Annotated in this window: 16 protein-coding genes; 7 read left to right on the top strand and 9 right to left on the bottom strand. The window is 71.6% G+C overall.

Annotated features, from left to right (window positions below; all coding sequences use genetic code 11):
* The first annotated feature begins 161 nt into the window (after nucleotides 1-161).
* From EDM22_RS00640 to EDM22_RS00630, 3 genes are read left to right on the top strand one after another with little or no spacing between them, the layout of a single operon-like run.
* Nucleotides 162-3,755 (top strand): IPT/TIG domain-containing protein, encoded by a 3,594-nt coding sequence (locus EDM22_RS00640; protein ID WP_138707993.1) that lies wholly within the window; start codon nucleotides 162-164, stop codon nucleotides 3,753-3,755.
* A 9-nt stretch (nucleotides 3,756-3,764) separates the two neighbouring features.
* Nucleotides 3,765-4,736, top strand: a complete 972-nt coding sequence (locus tag EDM22_RS00635; protein WP_122935096.1) for a hypothetical protein — start codon at nucleotides 3,765-3,767, stop codon at nucleotides 4,734-4,736.
* 16 nt (nucleotides 4,737-4,752) lie between these two features.
* On the top strand, nucleotides 4,753-5,817 hold the full coding sequence (locus tag EDM22_RS00630; protein WP_170963948.1) for an amidase domain-containing protein: 1,065 nt from the start codon (nucleotides 4,753-4,755) through the stop codon (nucleotides 5,815-5,817).
* A 26-nt stretch (nucleotides 5,818-5,843) separates the two neighbouring features.
* On the opposite strand, the gene EDM22_RS00625 is transcribed toward EDM22_RS00630, so the two are convergent.
* Nucleotides 5,844-6,734 carry an AraC family transcriptional regulator gene (locus tag EDM22_RS00625; protein WP_122935094.1) on the bottom strand — a complete coding sequence of 297 codons (891 nt, stop codon included), beginning with the start codon at nucleotides 6,732-6,734 and terminating at the stop codon, nucleotides 5,844-5,846.
* Nucleotides 6,735-6,814: 80 nt separating this feature from the next.
* On the opposite strand from EDM22_RS00625, the gene EDM22_RS00620 reads away from it, so the two are divergent.
* The 3 genes from EDM22_RS00620 (at nucleotide 6,815) to EDM22_RS00610 (ending at nucleotide 9,575) form a co-directional block, all read left to right on the top strand.
* Nucleotides 6,815-7,630, top strand: coding sequence for an NAD(P)H-binding protein (locus tag EDM22_RS00620; RefSeq protein ID WP_122935093.1), 816 nt, complete (start codon nucleotides 6,815-6,817; stop codon nucleotides 7,628-7,630).
* Nucleotides 7,631-7,753: 123 nt separating this feature from the next.
* The gene (locus tag EDM22_RS00615) at nucleotides 7,754-8,608 is read left to right on the top strand and encodes an alpha/beta hydrolase (RefSeq protein ID WP_122935092.1); all 855 of its coding nucleotides are present in this window, start codon (nucleotides 7,754-7,756) and stop codon (nucleotides 8,606-8,608) included.
* A 46-nt stretch (nucleotides 8,609-8,654) separates the two neighbouring features.
* The gene (locus EDM22_RS00610) at nucleotides 8,655-9,575 is read left to right on the top strand and encodes a hypothetical protein (protein ID WP_122935091.1); all 921 of its coding nucleotides are present in this window, start codon (nucleotides 8,655-8,657) and stop codon (nucleotides 9,573-9,575) included.
* On the opposite strand, the gene EDM22_RS00605 is transcribed toward EDM22_RS00610, so the two are convergent.
* From EDM22_RS00605 to EDM22_RS00580, 6 genes are all read right to left on the bottom strand, one after another.
* Nucleotides 9,565-9,897 carry a nuclear transport factor 2 family protein gene (locus tag EDM22_RS00605; protein WP_122935090.1) on the bottom strand — a complete coding sequence of 111 codons (333 nt, stop codon included), beginning with the start codon at nucleotides 9,895-9,897 and terminating at the stop codon, nucleotides 9,565-9,567. The genes EDM22_RS00610 and EDM22_RS00605 overlap by 11 nt on opposite strands.
* 64 nt (nucleotides 9,898-9,961) lie before the next feature.
* Nucleotides 9,962-10,744 carry an SDR family NAD(P)-dependent oxidoreductase gene (locus tag EDM22_RS00600; RefSeq protein ID WP_122935089.1) on the bottom strand — a complete coding sequence of 261 codons (783 nt, stop codon included), beginning with the start codon at nucleotides 10,742-10,744 and terminating at the stop codon, nucleotides 9,962-9,964.
* A 2-nt stretch (nucleotides 10,745-10,746) separates the two neighbouring features.
* The gene (locus EDM22_RS00595; protein ID WP_122935088.1) at nucleotides 10,747-11,268 is read right to left on the bottom strand and encodes a phosphatase domain-containing protein; all 522 of its coding nucleotides are present in this window, start codon (nucleotides 11,266-11,268) and stop codon (nucleotides 10,747-10,749) included.
* Nucleotides 11,269-11,279: 11 nt separating this feature from the next.
* The gene (locus EDM22_RS00590; RefSeq protein WP_122935087.1) at nucleotides 11,280-12,257 is read right to left on the bottom strand and encodes a transketolase family protein; all 978 of its coding nucleotides are present in this window, start codon (nucleotides 12,255-12,257) and stop codon (nucleotides 11,280-11,282) included.
* Nucleotides 12,254-13,156: a transketolase gene (locus EDM22_RS00585; RefSeq protein ID WP_212591849.1), complete on the bottom strand. Its 903-nt coding sequence runs from the start codon at nucleotides 13,154-13,156 to the stop codon at nucleotides 12,254-12,256. Before EDM22_RS00585 ends, EDM22_RS00590 begins: the two co-directional genes overlap by 4 nt.
* 59 nt (nucleotides 13,157-13,215) lie before the next feature.
* Nucleotides 13,216-14,307 (bottom strand): alcohol dehydrogenase catalytic domain-containing protein, encoded by a 1,092-nt coding sequence (locus EDM22_RS00580; protein ID WP_122935086.1) that lies wholly within the window; start codon nucleotides 14,305-14,307, stop codon nucleotides 13,216-13,218.
* A gap of 122 nt (nucleotides 14,308-14,429) precedes the next feature.
* On the opposite strand from EDM22_RS00580, the gene glpK reads away from it, so the two are divergent.
* Nucleotides 14,430-15,929, top strand: coding sequence for a glycerol kinase GlpK (glpK, locus tag EDM22_RS00575; protein ID WP_122935085.1), 1,500 nt, complete (start codon nucleotides 14,430-14,432; stop codon nucleotides 15,927-15,929).
* Nucleotides 15,930-16,030: 101 nt separating this feature from the next.
* Here glpK and EDM22_RS00570 read toward each other — a convergent pair whose 3' ends face one another.
* Nucleotides 16,031-16,921 (bottom strand): MurR/RpiR family transcriptional regulator, encoded by an 891-nt coding sequence (locus EDM22_RS00570; protein ID WP_122935084.1) that lies wholly within the window; start codon nucleotides 16,919-16,921, stop codon nucleotides 16,031-16,033.
* A complete protein-coding gene (locus EDM22_RS00565) occupies nucleotides 16,911-17,864 on the bottom strand; it encodes an NAD(P)-dependent oxidoreductase (RefSeq protein WP_122935083.1) in 954 nt (317 codons plus the stop codon). The genes EDM22_RS00570 and EDM22_RS00565 overlap by 11 nt, the downstream gene beginning before the upstream one ends.
* Nucleotides 17,865-17,940: the final 76 nt, after the last annotated feature.

The raw sequence follows: 17,940 nt of genomic DNA, 5'->3' as shown, positions 1-17,940 counted from the left end.
CCCCTCGCCGTGTTGTCCCCCGTTTCGGGCCCGGACAGCCCTTGCCGCGCCTCCCACCCGGGTCTATCGTGAGCACTGCTCACTTTTGGGTGTCTGACGTGATCTCGGGTCCCGCTGCTCACCGATCGCCCATCGGCATTCTGGGGGGATTGCACGTGGCCATGTCGAGATTGCCTGCCGAAGGCCTGTCCCGTCCGCTCATCGAGATCGACGACAAGGTCTCGCCGTTCCTCCGCGGTGCCACTCCGCGGCTCGATCCGCTCGACGCCGACACCATCCGCCTCCTGAAGTCCAACGACGCGCTCGCAGCGAGCGTGGCCGAGAGCCGGGTGCTCGCGGCGACCCACTTCTCCGACCGCCTCGGCGAGCTCATCAGGGATCCCTCGTTCGACATCGGCACGTTGCGCACGACGACCCTGCCCGGCCAGCTCACCGGCCAGGTCGTCGATCCTGCGAGCCTGCCCGCGAAGCGGCTGCGCGTCTCGATCGCCGAGCCGTTCCCGAGCGGGGCCGGACCGGGGTCGTCCATCACGGGCGACGACGGTTCGTTCGCGATCCGCGTGCCCGAGGAGGTGCGCACGATCACCGGCCTCGCGTCGATCGTGCTGCGCGTGGTCGGCGCGACGAAGAGCACCGACCTCGAGGTGAAGCTCGCCGACATCGACGGCACCGGCTCGGTCGGCGTCATCGCCCTGCCCGCCGCGCTCGACCCGCTCCCGATCCCCGTCGTCGCGCAACTCGCCGACATCGTCACCGGGCTCGCGACACCGGGCGAGTCCGGAGCGCCCCCGACCGCCACGGGCGCGCAGCCCGCGCTCGAGCTCGGCGCCGACGTCTGCACCCAGGTCTTCCGAAGCGACATGTCCTTCGACCGCTTCCCGTACGGCGTGCTCGTGCGGCTCGTCGAGCCGCGACCGAGCGTCGGCGCACTCGCAGTGCAGCTGAAGCGCGGGAACCGTACGGTCCTGGTCTCAGCGGCCTTCCTCGCGACGCTCGGCAAGGAGAACCACCCGTATTCGCATGCGGAGCGGCTTCCGATCGATCAGCCCGTGAGCGTCGACGCGTTCCGCGACGGCGTCGCGGGCATCACGCCAGGCGGCCGGGGCAGCGCCGCGTCGACCGTGCCGATCGCCGGCACGCTCGGCCTCGGCTACATCGTGCACATGGCACAGCGCTGGACCCCGATGGGCCTCTCATTGGGTGACCTCGTCTACTCGCTCCCCCTGGCCCCCGGCGAGCAGCAGCGAATCGCGATCGTCGACCGGCGCGCCACGAGCTCCGTGACCGACACCGAGCGCCTCGAGGCCCGCGAGACGATGGCCTTCGGCGAGCGCGACGACGCCTCGACCCGCGCGACCTTCGAGTCGGGCATGCGCGAGAAGGCCGAGGGCGGCAGTTCGTTCCACACCGAGTCCGAGTCGTCGTCGTGGGGCGCGGCGGGCGGCATCGGCTTCGCGCTCGGCCCCATCGCCATCGGCGGCGGCGCCGCCGGCGGGGGCGGCAGCGCCAACAGCAACGGCTCGACCAACAACTGGATGAGCGGGGTGCGCAATTACACGTCGACCGCCGCGCAGGCGTCGCACTCCTCGGTGGAACGATCGGCGAGCTCGACACGCAGCCTGCAGCGCATGGGCATGCGCCTCGCCTCGGCCTCCGAGCGCAACGAGGTCGTGACGAAGGTCATCGCGAACCACAACCGCACGCACGCCCTGACGATGCAGTACTGGGAGGTGCTGCGCATGTTCGACGTGCGCTCGACCGTCGAGGGGGTCTCGCTCGTCTGCTTCGTGCCCCTCGACCCGGTGCGCTTCCTGCCGCCCGGCGAGCCCATCGCGCTGTCGGATGCCGCGCTCTCGCGCTCCGACGTGCTGCGGCGCTACTCGCAGCTCCTCAACTACGCCGACACCCTGCGTCGCGTGATCGAACGACCCTACCGCAAGGGCCTCGCGATGCTCGAGGAGTTCGCGGCCGACCCCCGCGCGACCGTGCAGGCGCCCACCGACTCGGCGACGAACATCGTCACCGTCCACCTGCAGGGCACGTTCCTGCCCTACGAGGATGTGCGGGTCACCCTGCTCGCGACCGGCGGCCGGCGCCTCGGGCCGTACCCCGTTCCGACGGGCGGCATCGACGGACTCCCGTCGTCGTCGGACGCCTCGCAGGCGTTCGCCTCGGAGGCCGAGCTCATCGCGTTCCTGCGGCGGCGGCGGGACGGCGCGCCCTCCGTGATCAGCCGCAGCGTCGCGCTGCCCGAATGGCTCGCCCGCACCGACGTCGTGGGGATCGAGGTCAGCCGCCAGTTCCGCGACATCCGGTACCACTTCCCTTCGACCGCGAGCTCCGAGATCGCCCGCCTGAAGGCGACGGGATTCTCGGGTTTCGACGGCATCATCGACAAGCTCGTCGCCTCCGCGACCCCCGCGCACGACGTGGTGCTGACCCCCGAGCGCCTCGAGGCCGAGGTCGGCGGCGCCAACCTCGTGCGCGTGCGCGCGGCGCTCGCCGAGCCGTCCAAGTCGCTGAACGAGGCGATCCCCGCTGGCGACATGTACCTCGACGAGTACCTCGGCGGCGGGGAGTTCGGTACGGCCCCGCTGCCCTTCGCCGCGACGCAGCTCCCTCCCGAACTGCGGTACTCGTCGATCCTCGAGATCGAGAAGGCGCTGCAGCACGCGATCGCCAACACCGTCAGCTACTCGAAGGCGATCTGGATGTCGCTGACCCCCGAGGAGCGCGTGATGCTGCTCGAGGGCTACACGATCGGCACCGCCGACGGCGTCGCCGACGACAGCCAGACCATCCCCCTGCTCGCCTGCGTGGCCAATGAACTGCTCGGGTTCTACGGCAACTCGATGGTGCTGCCGTTCATGATCCCCGCGCCGCTGGTCGCGAAGCGCAAGGAGGTCGACGGCGTCGAGTTCACGACGGCATCGGTCCAGGACGCCCTGACGAGGTACCACACGACCGGCTTCTCCCCGCCCGTCTCGACCATCGCACTGCCCACGCGCGGCGTGCTCGGCGAGGCCGTACTCGGTCACTGCCCGTCGGCGGAGAAGATCGACCTCACGCGGTTCTGGAACTGGCAGGACTCCCCGACGGAGGAGGCCAGCCCCATCGAGGGCGTCACCGTGCCGGCCTCGTCGCTCACCCAGGGGCTCCAGGCGCCGTCGGCGCTGACCACCGTCGCACCGGCGATCCAGAACTTCAGCACTGCGGGCCCGGCGGGCGACTTCGGGCTGCTCGCCGAGCTCGTGAAGGCAGGGGCCGCGGCCAAGGGCTTCGACGTGGCATCCCTCACCGGATCGTCCGCCCTCGCGGACCTGCTCAAGGCGACGCTCTCGACGGCCGAATCCGCACGCAAGGATGCCCTCGCGGGTGCGCAGGCGATGGCGACGAAGGCGATGGACTCGATCCCGAACGTCATCAACGCGAAGGCCGGCAAGGGCGGCGGCGACACGAAGCCCAAGGAGGACGACAAGCCCGCCCAGACCGCCGACGCGCCCACCGTCAGCGAGCTCACGCCCACGCACGGCAAGGCCGGGGACAAGCTCGCGGTCATCGGCACGAAACTCACGGGGGCGACCAAGGCGACCGTGGGCGGCAAGCCCCTCGGCAACCTCAAGGTCGTCGACGACACCCGGATCGAGGGCGACGTGCCGCCGGGAGTGCCTCCCGGTGCGGTCGACGTGCTCGTCACGACCCCGAAGGGCGTCAGCACGGCGTCCACCAAGTCGAAGTTCACGATCGACGCGTAGGAGCCCGCCATGGCCGAAACACCAGCCGAAAGCGCCGAGGACCGCGCACTCGATGCGCTCATCTCGGTGATCCAGACCGCGTCGGGTCCGGGAGTCGCCGAAGCGCAGGCGCTGCTGCTGCGCCGCCTCGCCCTCGACGGGGACGTCATCCCCTCGCGGCTGCCGGCGCCCAAGAACATCACGGAGGTGGGCGGCTACCTCAACATGCTCGAGACGGTCGGCCAGCGGCGCGCGATCCCCGACGTGCTCGCCGGCGCCCTCGGCATCGCGAGCGCGTCCGCCCGATCGTTCGCAGGAACGGCGCCGCCGCTCACGTACACGACCGTCGAGAACGACCGGCCTGCGGGCGCGGCCGCCGTCACGGCCCCGACGAACGTGCTGGTGCGGGCGGATCTCGCGACCGGCATCATCGCGGCGAAGACGGCCCTGCACGCGTACGGCGCTGTGCTGCCGCTGTGGGCGCCGCCGGTGCCGCCGACCCTCCTCGGTTCGTCCGACCCGCTCACCGTGCTGGGCCGACGACTGCACGTGCTGCCGACCGCGGCCCTTTCCGATCCCGCGACCGACAGCATCGTGGTCGCGCGCGACCTCGACGGGCTGCCCGCTCTCGCCGTGATGGCGCGACCGGATGCCGCGGCAGCGCCCACGGCGGCGCTCGCCGACGTCGACGCCGAGGCGGTGGCGTTCGACGCCGCGACCGGCGCCCCCGTCACCGTGCAGCTCGGACTCGTGAAGCTCGTGGGGGTGGCGCCGCTCCTCGCCGCGAACGGCTGGCTGAGCTCCGTCGCCGCCGCACCGGCGTCCCGGTCCGACCTCGCGTGGGCCCAGCTCTCATGCGTCGCCGGGCTCGTGCCGGGGGTCACGCGCCTGCGGGACGAGCTCGAGCTGCTCTACCCGGCCGAGTCGATCGCCGACTCCTCGTTCGCACAACGGGTGGACCAGGTCTGGAACGGCACCGAGTTCGTCGACGGCGGCGCGTGAGACGCCCATGGCCGCGATGAAACGCGCCGACGCGGTCGCCTACGCGAAGGATCGGTGGTACCGGCCGACCGACGACGACCGCGTCTGGGCGAAGAGCTTCGCGATCAACGTCGTCACGCTGAAGGCCTCACTGCTCGCGAAGAAGCACATCAAGTCGGACTGGGTTCCCGTCTTCCTGCGGAAGCAGGCGACCGATGTCAGCACGGGGGCCACCGGCGAGGCCGACGGCCTGTACTTCGTGGCCCCGGCGCACGCGGGCACCAAGTTCTTCGAGGCCGACATCCCGGCCTCCGATCGATTCCTCGCCCACGATTGGTACGGAACGGCCGGGGTGCCCGGCAGCGACGGCGGCCTCAACGACTGCACCGCCTACGTCTCGCACTGCCTGGTCGCGGGGGGCGCGACCTATCTCGGACCGTCGTCGCCCGGTCAGGTCTGGCCGACCCGCGGCGCGCAGCAGCTCTACAACCTGCTCTCGGAACGCCCGGCCACGCAGGTGAAGCGCCTCACGAACATGGCGGGGCGCACCGCCGTCGAACTCGTCTTCTCGGCCCTCGCGCACGTCATCAAGCCGGGCGACGTGCTCACCTTCGCCGCGGGCGGGCGCCACGGCCACGCCGGCATGCTGGTCACCGTCGACTCGACCACGGGCGACGCGCGGATGACGTGCCACTCGACGCTCGACCACCCCGACCTGCCGGGGCAGGGCACGTGGCAGATCCGCACGACCACGGAGCATCCGTTCGTGAGCCTGCTGCACTTCAGCCACGACGACCCCGCGCTCGGCACGCTGACGGCGCTCGCCGGCTGGTGGACCGTCACGATGGGCGCCTCGACGTACTACTACTTCCTCCTCGCGGGCGGCGGCTGCCGGTGGGTCTCGAAGAAGCCCGCAGGCGCGGGTGCTCCGGGGGCACCGCGCGGCAGCGGCCACTGGTTCGCGGGCACGACGGCCGACCGTATCGTGATCGTGTGGGAGTCGGGGAGCGTCGACGAGATCACCCTCGCCGCCGACCGGAAGTCGTTCACCGGCAAGGAGAACCGGACCGCCGCGATCGACGGCGCCGTCGGGGTGACCTGATCGCGCGCCGAGGCTGCGCCCCCGCCTCACTCCGCCCTGCGGCGCCAGCGCCCCGGGGACACGCCATGACGCCGCTTGAACGCGGCGGCGAGCGAGTACTCCGACGCGAAGCCCGTCGCCGCGGCGACGGCGGCGACCGTCTCGGACGTGTCGTGCAGCAGGTCCTCGGCTCGCTCGACGCGGAGCCGGGTGACGTACGCGGCGGGGGTCTCGCCGACGACGGCCGCGAACCGCCGCGCGAAGCCCGCACGCGACAGGTGCGCGACCTCCGCCATGGACTCGACGGTCCACGGTCGTTCGGGCGCGCCGTGCACGGCGTCGAGCGCGGCGGCGAGCGACGGATCGCCGAGCGCGCGGTACCAACCGGGCGCCGCCCACGTGCCGCTCGAGAACGCATCGCGCAGCGCCTGCACGAGCAGGAGGTCGAGCGCTCGGTCGAGCACCGCCTGCTGGCCGGGCGCGACGCCCACCGCCTCGGCGGCGAGCACCCGGAACAGCAGCCCGAGCCCGGCGGAGCGCTCGCCGCTCGTGATGACGAGCTCGTCGGGCAGCGACGCGAGCAGGTCGCCGCCCGGAGTGCCCTCGATCGTGTAGCCGCCGCAGAGCACGACGGCGTCGACGTCGTCGCCGATCGAGTGGGATCCGCGGGCGCGGGCGAGCTCGATGGGCTCGGATGCCGCGCCGTGCTCGCTCACGAGTGAGTACGGCTCGCCGTGCCGCACCATCACGACGTCGCCCTCGCCGACCGGCCGGGAGCGCGTGCCGCGCACGAGCACACCGCCGCCGCGGAGCTGCACGTGCACGACGAGCGGGCGCCGCCCCGAGAACCCGAGCCCCCAGGGCGCGTCGCGACCGAGCACCGAGAAGACCGACCCCCGCGCCCGGGCCCGGGCCAGCACCTCCGACAGGGCATCCATGCACTCGATCGTAGACGCTCGTGCACGTTCCCGAGATGATCCGTGTGTTTTCGTCGCATCCCCATTCGTAGGCTGCCCGTATGGCAACCTTCCTCATCCTCGGCGGCACCGGCAAGGTCGGCCGCCGCCTCGGCACCCGTCTCTCCTCGCTGGGCCACACGGCCCGCATCGCCAGCCGCTCGTCGGGCGACGTGCGGTTCGACTGGCGCGACCCCGCCACCTACGCCGACGCCGTGCGGGACGTCGAGGGCATCTTCATCGTCGGGCCCGGCTCCGCGACCGACTGGAGCCCCCTGCTGCGCGACCTGCTCGCCGAGGCCGCCCGGGCCGGCGTGCGACGCGTCGTGCTGCTCTCGGCGCGCGGCGTCGAGTTCCTCCCCGACGGGGTCGTCGCCCGCGCCGAGCGCGCCCTCACCGAGAGCGGTGTCCCGTGGACGATCCTGCGTCCGACGCACTTCGCCCAGAACTTCAGCGAGGCGATGTTCGTGCCCGAGCAGGGTCGCATCCACGCGCCGGTGGGCGCGGCGCGGCATCCGTTCGTCGACGTGCGCGACCTCGCCGACGCCGCGGCGCGCGTGCTCGTCGACGACGCGTGGGCCGGCGAGGTCATCGAGGTCTCCGGCCCCCGCGCGCTCGGCTTCGACGAGGCCGCCGCAGTGCTCGCGGGCGCCCGCGGCGAGGCCGTGGAGTACGTCGCGGAGGATCGCGACACGCACGAGCGACGCCTGCTCGCGTCCGGCACCCCCGGCACCTACGTGACGTGGCGCATGGCCATGCTCGACGGCATCGCCGCGGGCCGCGACGCCTACCTCTCCGACGGCGTCGAGCGCGTGCTCGGCCGGCCGGCCACCACCTTCGAGCAGTGGGCGCAGGAGGAGGTCGCCGCGCAGCGATGACGGCGCGGGGCAGGGCCGCGACGCGGCATCCGCCCCCTGCTCTGGCGGGTGGCCCGACCGAGGTCTAGGCTCCGCATGGCGGCATCGACTGCCGCCTGATCGCGACACCGGTCGGAGGACCTCATGAGCACACTGACGGACCGCGAGCAGGCCGAGGTCCAGGCGGCGAACGAGTCGGGCCGACGGCCCGTCGTGTTCGTGCACGGCCTCTGGCTGCTGTCGAGCAGTTGGCAGGCGTGGCGCGACCTCTTCGAGGCGCGGGGCTATGCGACGCTGGCGCCGGGCTGGCCCGACGACCCCGACAGCGTCGAGGAGGCCCGTCGCGACCCCGAGGTCTTCGCGAAGAAGATGGTGAAGCAGGTCACCGAGCACTACCTCGAGGCGATCGCCGCGCTGCAGCGCGAGCCGGCCGTGGTGGGGCACTCGTTCGGCGGCCTCATCGCGCAGAAGATCGCGGGCGAGGCCGTCGCGTCGTCGACGGTGTCGATCGACAACGCGCCGTTCCAGGGCGTGCTCGCGCTGCCGGCCTCATCGCTCAAGTCGGCATCGCCGGTGCTGGCCAACCCCGCGAACTACGGACGGGCGGTCTCGCTCACGCTCGAGCAGTTCACCTACGGCTGGGCGAACAAGGTCGACGCCGACGAGGCGAAGCAGCTGTACGAGACGTACCACGTGCCCGCCTCGGGGGTGCCGCTGTTCCAGGCGGCGACGGCGAACCTCAACCCGTTCGCGGAGACGAAGGTCGACACGAAGAACCCCGAGCGCGGCCCGCTGCTGCTCATCTCGGGCGACGGCGACAACACCGTGCCGCCGGCGATCGTGGAGTCGAGCTACAAGCTGCAGTCGCGCAACCCCGGCGTCACCGAGTTCGCGAGCATCCCGAACCGCGGCCATTCGCTCATCATCGACTCGGGCTGGCGGGAGGTCGCCGACGAGGCGCTCGCCTTCGTCGAGCGGTACACCCCGCCCGAGGGGTGATCCGCCGGCACCGAGCACGACACCGGGCACCGCACCCAGCACGGCCATGATCGAGCGCACCGCCGCACTGCTCGACCGCATCCTCGAGATCGACGATCCGGTCGCCCGCAACGCGCTCATCACCCTGTGCTACCGCGACCTCGCCGCGCAGATCGGCGAGGTCATCGGCCGCCGCGACGTCAACTGGTTCGCGTTCGGCGCGTGGGCGAGCGGCACGGCCGGCTCCGCGATCCGCGGCGAGGGGCTGCTGTTCGACCTCGGCACGTCGCGCAACATCGCGGCCGGCAACCTCGCGATCATCGCCGACGTCGCGCCGCGCTTCATCCTGTGGCTGCGAGAGGTCGAGGCCGAGGGGGTCGCGAACGAGGCCGCGCTCGCGCGCACCCTCGCGCACCCCACCTTCGCTTCCGCGCCGCGGCTCGCCGAGGCCATCCGCTGGTACCACGCCGCCCGCGACCTCACCGCGGTCACCGATCCGCTCACGGATGCCGCGTGCGACAAGTCCGCCGCCGAGCTCGTGCTGCTCGCCAACCTCCTCACGGGCGCGCACGAGCAGGACCTCGTCGACCGCTTCATCGACGCGGCCATGCCGCTCGGCGGGCTCTTCGGGCTCGTCACGACGCGCTTCGTCCACATCCTCACGCCCGACGGTCCGCTCGACGTGTGCCGCGACGTCGTCGCCCCGAGTTACCTCGGCAGCGCCCTCTTCCCCGCGCCGCTCGAGCTGCTCGACAACCCCGACCTCTGCGCGCTCTGCGAGCACTTCGGCCAGTCGACGCGAGCGGATGCCGCGGCCTCGAACGCCCTCGAATGGGAGGACTTCGACGACCGCATGGGCTTCATCCTGACGTTCTTCCGCGCCTACCAGCGCGACGCGCGATTCTTCGAGGTGCCGGTGGAGTTCCTGCGCGCCGGGTTCCCGCCCGCGAGCGTCGACGGCGAGGTCTCCGGCCCCGCTATGCGATGACGAACCGGGCGATGAGCCCGGCCTCGTCGAGGGTGAAGGTGAACGTCCCCGGGCCGTTGTAGCCGTTGCCCGACACGGTCACCGTGACGAGGTACTGCCGCTCGATCCGCCCCGGCCGGATGCCGTGCACCGCGAAGTGCGCCTGCTTGCCGATGTTGTCGCTCTCGTTCCAGCTCGCGGCGCCGTCGCGGCCGTGGAACTCCCGCCCCCAGTCGTTGAGGTACGCGTCGGCACTGAACGCCGCGACGAACGCCTCGGAATCGCCCTGGTTCGTGGCGTCGACGAACGCGCGGACCGCCGGCGGCAGTGTCTGCTCGGCCATGCTACACACCCTACTTGCGGCGGGCCGTCCTGTCAGGTGAGCGACGGATGCCGCGGCGCACGGGTCAGTCGAACGCGCCGTCGATCGTGAGCCCGCCGTCCACCTTCAGCACCGCGCCGTGCACGAAGGAGGCCTCGTCGGACAGGAGGAACGCGATCGCCCTGCCGATCTCGGCGGGCTCCCCGAGCCGCCCGAGCGGGGTTCGGCCGAGGAGCTTCCGCTCATCGAGCGACCCCGAGCGGAACCCGCTTCGCACCATGTCGGTGTCCACGTAGCCGGGCGCGACCGCGTTGACGCGGATGCCGCGGCTCCCCCACTCGGCCGCGAGCGTTCGGGTGAACCCGAGGATGCCGCTCTTCGCCGTCGAGTAGGCGATCCGTCCCGGCAGCCCGAAGGTCGAGCCGACGGAGGCGATGTTGACGATCGCCGACCCGCGGCCGAGCAACGGGAAGAGCTGCTGCGTGATGAGCAGCGTGCCGGTCAGGTGCACCGAGAGCTCGCGTTCCCAGCGCGCGAGCTCGAACGTCTCCGCGCGGTGACGAGAGATGATGCCGGCTCCGTTGACGAGGCCGTCGACGCGCGCGAACTCCGCGCCGATCGCGCGCGCAAGGGCGCGCACGGCGGCCTCGTCGGTGATGTCCGCGCCATACCCGCGGTGCCCGCCGTCGACGGGGAAGTCCGCGTCGAGCCGGCTCGCCATCGCGGCCGCCGAGCCGCCGTCGAGGTCGACGACGAGCACGCGACGTCCGCGCCCGGCGAGGATCGCGGCTGTCTCGGCGCCGATGCCCTGCCCAGCGCCCGTGATGACCACGGCGCCCGTCGCGCCGGTCGTGCCGGTGCTGCCCATTCCTAGACCCCTCCGTCGTAGCGCGCCGAGTTGTCGTAGTACCCGCTCGGGAAGTAGAGGCTCGGGATGCCGAACTCCTCGTACATCGCCACGATCCTGCGGTTGTCGTCGACGGCCATCACCGGTTCCACGCCGGCCTCGAGCAGGCGGCGCACCTCGACGCGCTTGTAGTCCACGGCGTGCGTGCTGTCGTCGCTGTCGCTCGGCGGCCGGCAGATCAGCACGTCCCAGCGGACCCCATGGCGATCGAGCCAGCTCTTCGTGACCTCCGCGACCGCGTCGATGCGGCCGGTGAGCACCACCACCGGGACGTCGTCGCGGAAGTACTCGGTGAGCGCGCGGCCGCGCTCGAGGACCTCGTCGGCATCCACGGCCCCGTAGAAGCCGTCCCAGTCGGGCTCCGCCAGGTGCAGGAAGTGCTGCCGGTGCAGCGCGTCGGCGAGGACGCCGTCGAGGTCGAAGATGAGGGCCGGGCCGGAGCGCAGCTCTCGACCGCGTGCCACGTGCCAGTTCTCGGGATGCATGCGTCTCCCCCTCACTGGAGTGCCAGCTTCGCGACGCCGACGAGACCCGCGGTGTCGAGCCGGTAGTGGCGGTACAGGTGGGTGGGCGGCCCGATGAGGCTGAACTCGTCGGCGATGCCGTGCCGCACGAGGCGGGCGCGTGACGGGTGCTCGGCCATGACCTCGGCGACCGCCGCCCCGAGTCCGCCGAGGACGTTGTGCTCCTCCGCGGTGACGACGATGCGGCTGCGGGCGGCGACGAGACGCACGAGCTCCTCGTCGAGCGGCTTGATGGTCGGCATGTCGACGACCCCGACGGACAGGCCCTCGCGCCGCAGTGCCTCGGCCGCCTCGAGCGCCGGATGCACGAGCGTGCCGCACGCGATGAACGTGAGGTCGGCGCCGTAGCCGTGCTCGATGCCGCGGCCGAACTCGAAGGTGACGTCGTCGCCGTACACCCGCGGGTCGCGGCCGCGGCTGATGCGGAAGTAGATCGGCTGCTCCCACTCCGCGGAGGCACGGATCGCAGCGCGAAGCTGCGGTCCGTCGGCGGGCGAGACGACGGTGAGGCCCGCGATCGCGCGCATCGTCGAGATGTCCTCGGTGGCGTGGTGGCTCGTGCCGTAGAACCCGAGGGCGATGCCGGTGTGGTGGCCGATCAGGCGCACGGGCAGCTTCGTGTACGCGACGTCCATTCGGATCTGCTCGCAGCAGAGCAGCCCGAGGAACGAGGCGAAGGTGGCGACGAACGGCATGGCGCCGGTCGTTGCGAGTCCGGCGGCGGCCGACACCATGTGCTGCTCCGAGATGCCGAACTGCAGGAACCGGTCGGGGTGGACGTCGGCGAACTTCACGAGACCGTTCGAGTACTTCAGGTCGGCGCTGCCCGCGACGACGGGATGGCCCGCTTCCACGAGGTCGATGAGCCCGTCGGACAGGTGGTCGAGCCCCGGGTTGAGGGCGTTGAGCGCCCGGTACTGCCAGGAGCCGGCTTCGAGGGTCGCGCTCATGCGCCGACTCCGTTCCGTGCGGCGAGGATCTCGGCCACGGCTCGCTCGCCGTCTGCCGGCTCGAGGTAGCCGAGATGCCAGCCGGGCTCGGTCTCCATGTAGGACACGCCCTTGCCCTTCACGGTGTTCGCGATGATGCACGTCGGGATGCCGGTGCGCGGTCCCTGCTTCGCCTCCCGGAGCACCTGGCGCACGGCGCCGACGTCGTGCCCGTCGACGGCGACGACGTGCCAGCCGAAGGCCCGCCACTTCTCGGCGAGGGGTTCGATGCCGATCACGTCGTCGACGCCGCCGTCGAGCTGGAAGCCGTTGCGGTCGACGATCGCGACGACGCGGTCGAGTCGGTGGTGCGCGGCCGAGAGCGCCGCCTCCCACACCTGGCCCTCCTGCATCTCGCCGTCGCCGAGCATCACGAAGACTGTGAAGTCGCGACCCGCCAGCCGACCGCCGAGGGCCATGCCCACCCCGTTCGACAGGGCGTGCCCGATCGATCCGGAGCTGAAGTCGATGCCGGGGATCTTCGTCATGTCGGGGTGGTCGCCGAAGGAGCTGCCGAGATGCGCGTACCCGTCGAGCAGGCCCATCGGGAAGTAGCCGAGGTCGCCGAGCACCGGGTAGAGACCGACGGCGGCATGCCCCTTGCCCATCAGGAACCGATCGCGGTCCTGCCAGTCGGGTCGAGCGGGATCGATGCGCATGACGTCGTAGTACAGCGCGGCGAAGATCTCGGCGGCCGAGAAGACGGAGCTGTAGTGGCCGACCTTGGCGATCTCGATGAGGCGGATGGTCTCGGTGCGGATGAAGGCCGCCCGGTCACCGAGGCGGTCGGTGCCGTCGTCGGAGCCGGGCGGACTCGTTGCGGAGGTGGTCGATGGCTGCGTCGCTGCGGGATTCACCACCTCAGGATGCTCGAATATCTTTCGCTCGTCAATTGTAGATCAGAAATTTCTACTTTCGATCAGAACACGACGAGCGTGCGTGCGCCCGTTCCGGCATGGAGGTCGGCGACACCCTCGTTGATCCGCTCGAGCGGGAGCCGGCGCCCGACCAGCGCCTCGAGCTCCAGCCTCCCGTCGAGGTACGACGCCACGAGCGCGGGCAGGTCGCGCGCCGGCACGAGCGAGCCGGCACGCACGCCGTGCACCCCCTTGCCGGCATGCAGGTGCGCCGCGGGTATCGTGACCTCGGCCGCATCGCCGAAGACGCCCACCGCCCACACGGAACCGCCACGTGCCGTGACGTCGAGGGCGAGCCCGACGAGGCCCGGGAGTCCGACGGCCTCGAACGAGTGGTCGGCTCCCCCGTCGGTGAGCTCGAGGATCCGCGCGACGGCATCCGGGTCGCTCGCCGTGTTCACGGCGTGGGTGGCCCCGAATCGCTCGCGGGCGAGGGCGAGCTTCTCGTCGCTCCGGTCGACGGCGATGACCGTCGCAGCCCCGGCGAGCGCGGCGCCCTGACTCACGTTGAGGCCCACGCCGCCGCATCCGATCACGACGACGTGGTCTCCGGGCGCCACTCGGGCTACCGTCTGCGCCGAGCCCACACCGGTCGCCACGGCGCACCCGAGCATCGCGGCGAGGTCGAGCGGCATCCGCTCGTCGATGACCGTGACCGCGTTGCGATGCAGCACGAGTTCCTCGGCGAAGCCCGCGATGTTCGTCCACTGGTGCACCTCGCGCCCGCCGAGCGAGAGGCGCGGCTCGTCGTCGACGCCGCGCATGGTCGCCGTGCGGTCCTGGCACATCGCGGGGCGGCCCGCACGGCACATGCGGCACTGCCCGCAGTACACGACGAAGCACGCGACGACGTGGTCTCCGACGGAGACATCCGTGACACCGGAGCCCACCTCGGCGACGGTTCCGGATGCCTCGTGGCCGAGGACCACGGGCATCGGACGCGCCACGAGGCCGTCGATCACATGCAGGTCGGAGTGGCAGAGGCCCACCGCGGCCGTGCGCACCCGCACTTCGTTCGGCCGGAGTGTCGCAGCGGTCTCCACGTCGTCGATCACGAGCGGCGCGTGTGGGGCGGTGAGGACGGCGGCTCGCATGGAGGACCTCCAGTTTCGGTAAGATTTTCGCTCAAAGACTTGCGTTCGGAAATTTCTTCAGTCACTCTAGGGAGTGGGCGGAAGCCCGTCAACACACACGAGGAAGTGGGCACGGTTCGACGATGAACGCGACGCATGTGATGGCGCTCGACGCCGGCACGGGAAGTGTGCGGGCCATCCTGTTCGACCACGACGGCGACATCGCCGGCATCGCGCAGGAGGAGTTCGAACAGCACTACCCGCAGCCCGGGTGGGTCGAACACGACGCCGTCGTCATCTGGGACGCGCAGCTCCGGGTGGCCCACCGCGTCCTCGCCGATTCGGGGGTCGCCGCAGGGCAGATCGCCGCGATCGGCATCGCCAACCAGCGCGAGACGATCGTGGTGTGGGATGTCGCGACCGGCGAGCCCATCCACAACGCCCTCGTCTGGCAGGACGGCCGCACCGCCGAGTACTGCGACGAGCTTCGCGCACGGGGACTCGGCGACTACGTGCGCGACACCACCGGGCTGCCGATCGACAAGTACTTCTCGGGCACCAAGCTCAAGTGGATCCTCGACCGGGTGCCGGGTGCCCGTGAACGCGCCCGCGCCGGCGAGCTCATCTGCGGCACCATCGATTCCTGGCTCATCTGGAAGCTGACCGACGGACGCGCCCACGTCACCGACGTCTCCAACGCGTCGCGCACGCTCTGCTTCAACATCCGCGAGCTCGACTGGGACGACCGGATGCTCGAGACCTTCGACATCCCGCGCCGGATGCTCCCCGCGGTCCGCCCCTCGAGCGAGGTCTACGGATGCACGGGCGAGGCGGCCGGATTCAGCACGCCGATCCCCGTGGCATCCGCGACGGGCGACCAGCAGGGCGCCCTGTTCGGCCAGGCCTGCTTCACCCCGGGCGCCGTCAAGGCGACGTACGGCACGGGCGGGTCGGTGATGATGAACACCGGCACCACTCCGGTCTTCTCCGAGGCCGGCCTCATCACGACGGTGGCGTGGGGCCTCGACGGCCGGGTCGAGTACGCGCTGGAGGGCGTCTTCTTCGGCGTCGGCGCGACGATCAAGTGGCTGCGCGACGAGCTCCGCATCATCGACGGCGCCGCCGAGACCGCGTCCATCGCGGCATCCATCCCCGACACCGGCGGCGTCTACCTCGTGCCGGCGTTCAACGGGCTCGCATCGCCGTACTGGGACCAGTACGCCCGCGCCACGATGTTCGGCATGACCTCGGGCACGGGCCGCGCGCAGATCGTGCGCGCGGCGCTCGAGTCCATGAGCTACTCGTACCGCGACGTCATCGACGCGATGGCCGCGGAATCCGGCAATCGCCTGCCGTCGCTGCGCGTCGACGGCGGCGTCGCCGCCAACGACTTCCACCTGCAGTTCCAGGCCGACCAGCTCGGCGTGCCCGTGCACCGCCCCGTGGTCACGGAGTCCACCGCCCGCGGTGCGGCCTTCCTCGCGGGGCTCGCGGTGGCGTTCTGGGCCTCGCAGGACGAGCTGCGCGACTCCATCGAGATCGAGCGCACGTTCGAGCCGCAGGTCGACGAACCCACCCGCGAGGCGCTCTACGCCGGCTGGCGCAAGGCCATCGCGCGCTCCCGCGACTGGGTCGATCACTGAGCCCACCCGGGCACGAGCCCGGGTCATTCGGCCGTCGCAGGGGTCGCACCGGCGGCATGCGCCCGGATGCCACGGTCGGGGTCAGGGCGCCGCGGTGTCGGTCAGGATGCCGCGCCGCCCCGGGTGGGCTTGATGACCGACAGGTAGCCCTCCTGCAGGAAGTCGGCCGTCTCCTCGAAGTACCGTGTCGCGTAGGTCGCGTACAGCACGTCGATGGCGAGCAGCTGCCCCCACTTGGCGGTCACGCTCTCGCCGTAGACGTCGGAGCTCGCGATCGACGACGCCGTGAGGATGACGGTATCGACGACCCCGGCGAGCGCCGAGTCGACGTTCGAGGTGACGCCCACGGTGTAGGCGCCGTGGTGCCTCGCGATCTGGGCGGAGCTCACGATCGAGGTCGAGTCGCCGGAGTCGCTGATCGCGATGAGCACGTCGCCGTCGCGCAGGGTCGCGGCGCCCATCGACTGCACGCTCTGGTCGCGGAACAGGTGGCAGCGCTTGCCCGCTCGGATGAATCGCATGACGGCGTTCTCGGCGGAGATCGACGACGACCCCATCGAGGCGAAGTACAGGGTCGAGGCGGCGTGGATGCGATCGACCACGTCGCCGATGACCTCGGGTGAGAGGCGCTCCGCGGTGCGCTGCAACGCCTCGAGGCTGCCGTGCAGCACCTTGTCGACGATGTGCTCCTGCGAGTCGCCCTTGAGCACGCCCTCGTAGACCCAACTGGACCGCGACTCGGTGACGCTCGGCGCACGTGAGTAGATGGCCTGGGCGATGCCGAGTCGCAGCTGGTTGTAGCCGTCGAGGTCGAGTTCGCGCAGGAACCTCGAGACCGTCGAGTCGGCGACACCGGCGCGGTTCGCGAGCTCGGTGATGGACAGGGCCTGGACTTCCTCGGGGTTGGCGAGGATGACATCCGCGACTCCTCGGAGCGCGGGACTCAACGACGTGGACCGGCTCGAGATCCGGTGCAGCAGGTTACTGCTCATCTGGGAGTCTGGCACGGCCCGAGTCTAGGCCGTGGATCAGGTGATCCACGGCAGCGGCCATGGCCCGGTCGACACTCTCCTCGGTGAATCCGCCGATGTGCGCGGTGCCGATGAATGCGGGGTGCTGCGTCAGCGGCGTGCGTCCCGGCGGCTCCGGATCGAACACGTCGGCGGCGTACGCGCGCAGCGCCCCGGACTGCAGCGCGGCGAGCACCGCGTCGTCGTCGACGAGCGACGCGCGGGCGGTGTTGACGAGGACGGCGCCCCGCGGCATCCGCTCGAGTGCGGTTCGATCGATGAGGGGCCGGGCGGCCGGCGGCGCGTGCAGGCTCAGCACCTGCGCCTGGTCGAGCACGTCGTCGAGGCCCGTGAAGGCGAAGTCGCCGTCGGGCCGGAACGAGGCATCCGGGTAGGCGTCGTACGCGCGCACCCGCATGCCGAGGGCGAGGGCGACCCGCGCCACCCGGCGACCGATCTGGCCGGCGCCGACGAGCCCGAGCGTGCGACCTGCCAGCTCGATCCCCTGGCGCCGTCCCCACTCGCCGGCCGCGATCGACGAGGCCGCGAACGGCAGGCTCCGCGCGGCGGCGAGCATGAGGCCGACGGCGAGCTCGGCGACGCCCTGGGCGTTCGCCGCGGGCGCCCGGAGCACCTCGATGCCGAGCTCCGCCGCGGCGTCGAGATCGATCGCGTCGGCGCCGGTGCCGTTGCGCGAGATCACCCGCAGCTTCGGGGCGGCGGCGAGCGTCTCACGGGTGATCGGCTCGATGCCGGCGAGGTAGCCGACGCAGTCCGCGAGGGCGGCTCGCTGCTGCTGCGGCGTCGGCACCGCTCCGGGCGCGGGGAAGACGACGTCGTAGCCCGCGTCGGCCAGCCGCTCCACGGCCGGGTGCCCGACGGCCGACCGCGGCGTCACCATGATGCGTCCGTGCGAGTGGGTCATATCGCTTCCTTGCTGTCGGTTCCGCTCGGCTGCGAGCGAAGGCGGGGTGATCTGGACCTGCCGGCCGGCCGGCGGC

The organism is Agromyces tardus (assembly GCF_003710805.1).
Taxonomy (GTDB): domain Bacteria; phylum Actinomycetota; class Actinomycetes; order Actinomycetales; family Microbacteriaceae; genus Agromyces; species Agromyces tardus.
The sequence above is the reverse complement of the archived record's forward strand: the minus strand, read 5'-3'. Positions and strand labels throughout refer to the sequence as shown.

Excerpts from the sequence above, each read along its gene's own strand:
- EDM22_RS00615 (WP_122935092.1), top strand. The coding sequence starts at position 7,754 with ATGAGCACACTGACGGACCGCGAGCAGGCCGAGGTCCAGGCGGCGAAC.
- EDM22_RS00620 (WP_122935093.1), top strand. The coding sequence starts at position 6,815 with ATGGCAACCTTCCTCATCCTCGGCGGCACCGGCAAGGTCGGCCGCCGC.
- EDM22_RS00565 (WP_122935083.1), bottom strand. The coding sequence starts at position 17,864 with ATGACCCACTCGCACGGACGCATCATGGTGACGCCGCGGTCGGCCGTC.
- EDM22_RS00630 (WP_170963948.1), top strand. The coding sequence starts at position 4,753 with ATGAAACGCGCCGACGCGGTCGCCTACGCGAAGGATCGGTGGTACCGG.
- EDM22_RS00610 (WP_122935091.1), top strand. The coding sequence starts at position 8,655 with ATGATCGAGCGCACCGCCGCACTGCTCGACCGCATCCTCGAGATCGAC.
- EDM22_RS00635 (WP_122935096.1), top strand. The coding sequence starts at position 3,765 with ATGGCCGAAACACCAGCCGAAAGCGCCGAGGACCGCGCACTCGATGCG.
- EDM22_RS00625 (WP_122935094.1), bottom strand. The coding sequence starts at position 6,734 with ATGGATGCCCTGTCGGAGGTGCTGGCCCGGGCCCGGGCGCGGGGGTCG.
- EDM22_RS00590 (WP_122935087.1), bottom strand. The coding sequence starts at position 12,257 with ATGAGCGCGACCCTCGAAGCCGGCTCCTGGCAGTACCGGGCGCTCAAC.
- EDM22_RS00570 (WP_122935084.1), bottom strand. The coding sequence starts at position 16,921 with ATGAGCAGTAACCTGCTGCACCGGATCTCGAGCCGGTCCACGTCGTTG.
- EDM22_RS00580 (WP_122935086.1), bottom strand. The coding sequence starts at position 14,307 with ATGCGAGCCGCCGTCCTCACCGCCCCACACGCGCCGCTCGTGATCGAC.
- glpK (WP_122935085.1), top strand. The coding sequence starts at position 14,430 with ATGAACGCGACGCATGTGATGGCGCTCGACGCCGGCACGGGAAGTGTG.
- EDM22_RS00595 (WP_122935088.1), bottom strand. The coding sequence starts at position 11,268 with ATGCATCCCGAGAACTGGCACGTGGCACGCGGTCGAGAGCTGCGCTCC.
- EDM22_RS00600 (WP_122935089.1), bottom strand. The coding sequence starts at position 10,744 with ATGGGCAGCACCGGCACGACCGGCGCGACGGGCGCCGTGGTCATCACG.
- EDM22_RS00640 (WP_138707993.1), top strand. The coding sequence starts at position 162 with ATGTCGAGATTGCCTGCCGAAGGCCTGTCCCGTCCGCTCATCGAGATC.
- EDM22_RS00605 (WP_122935090.1), bottom strand. The coding sequence starts at position 9,897 with ATGGCCGAGCAGACACTGCCGCCGGCGGTCCGCGCGTTCGTCGACGCC.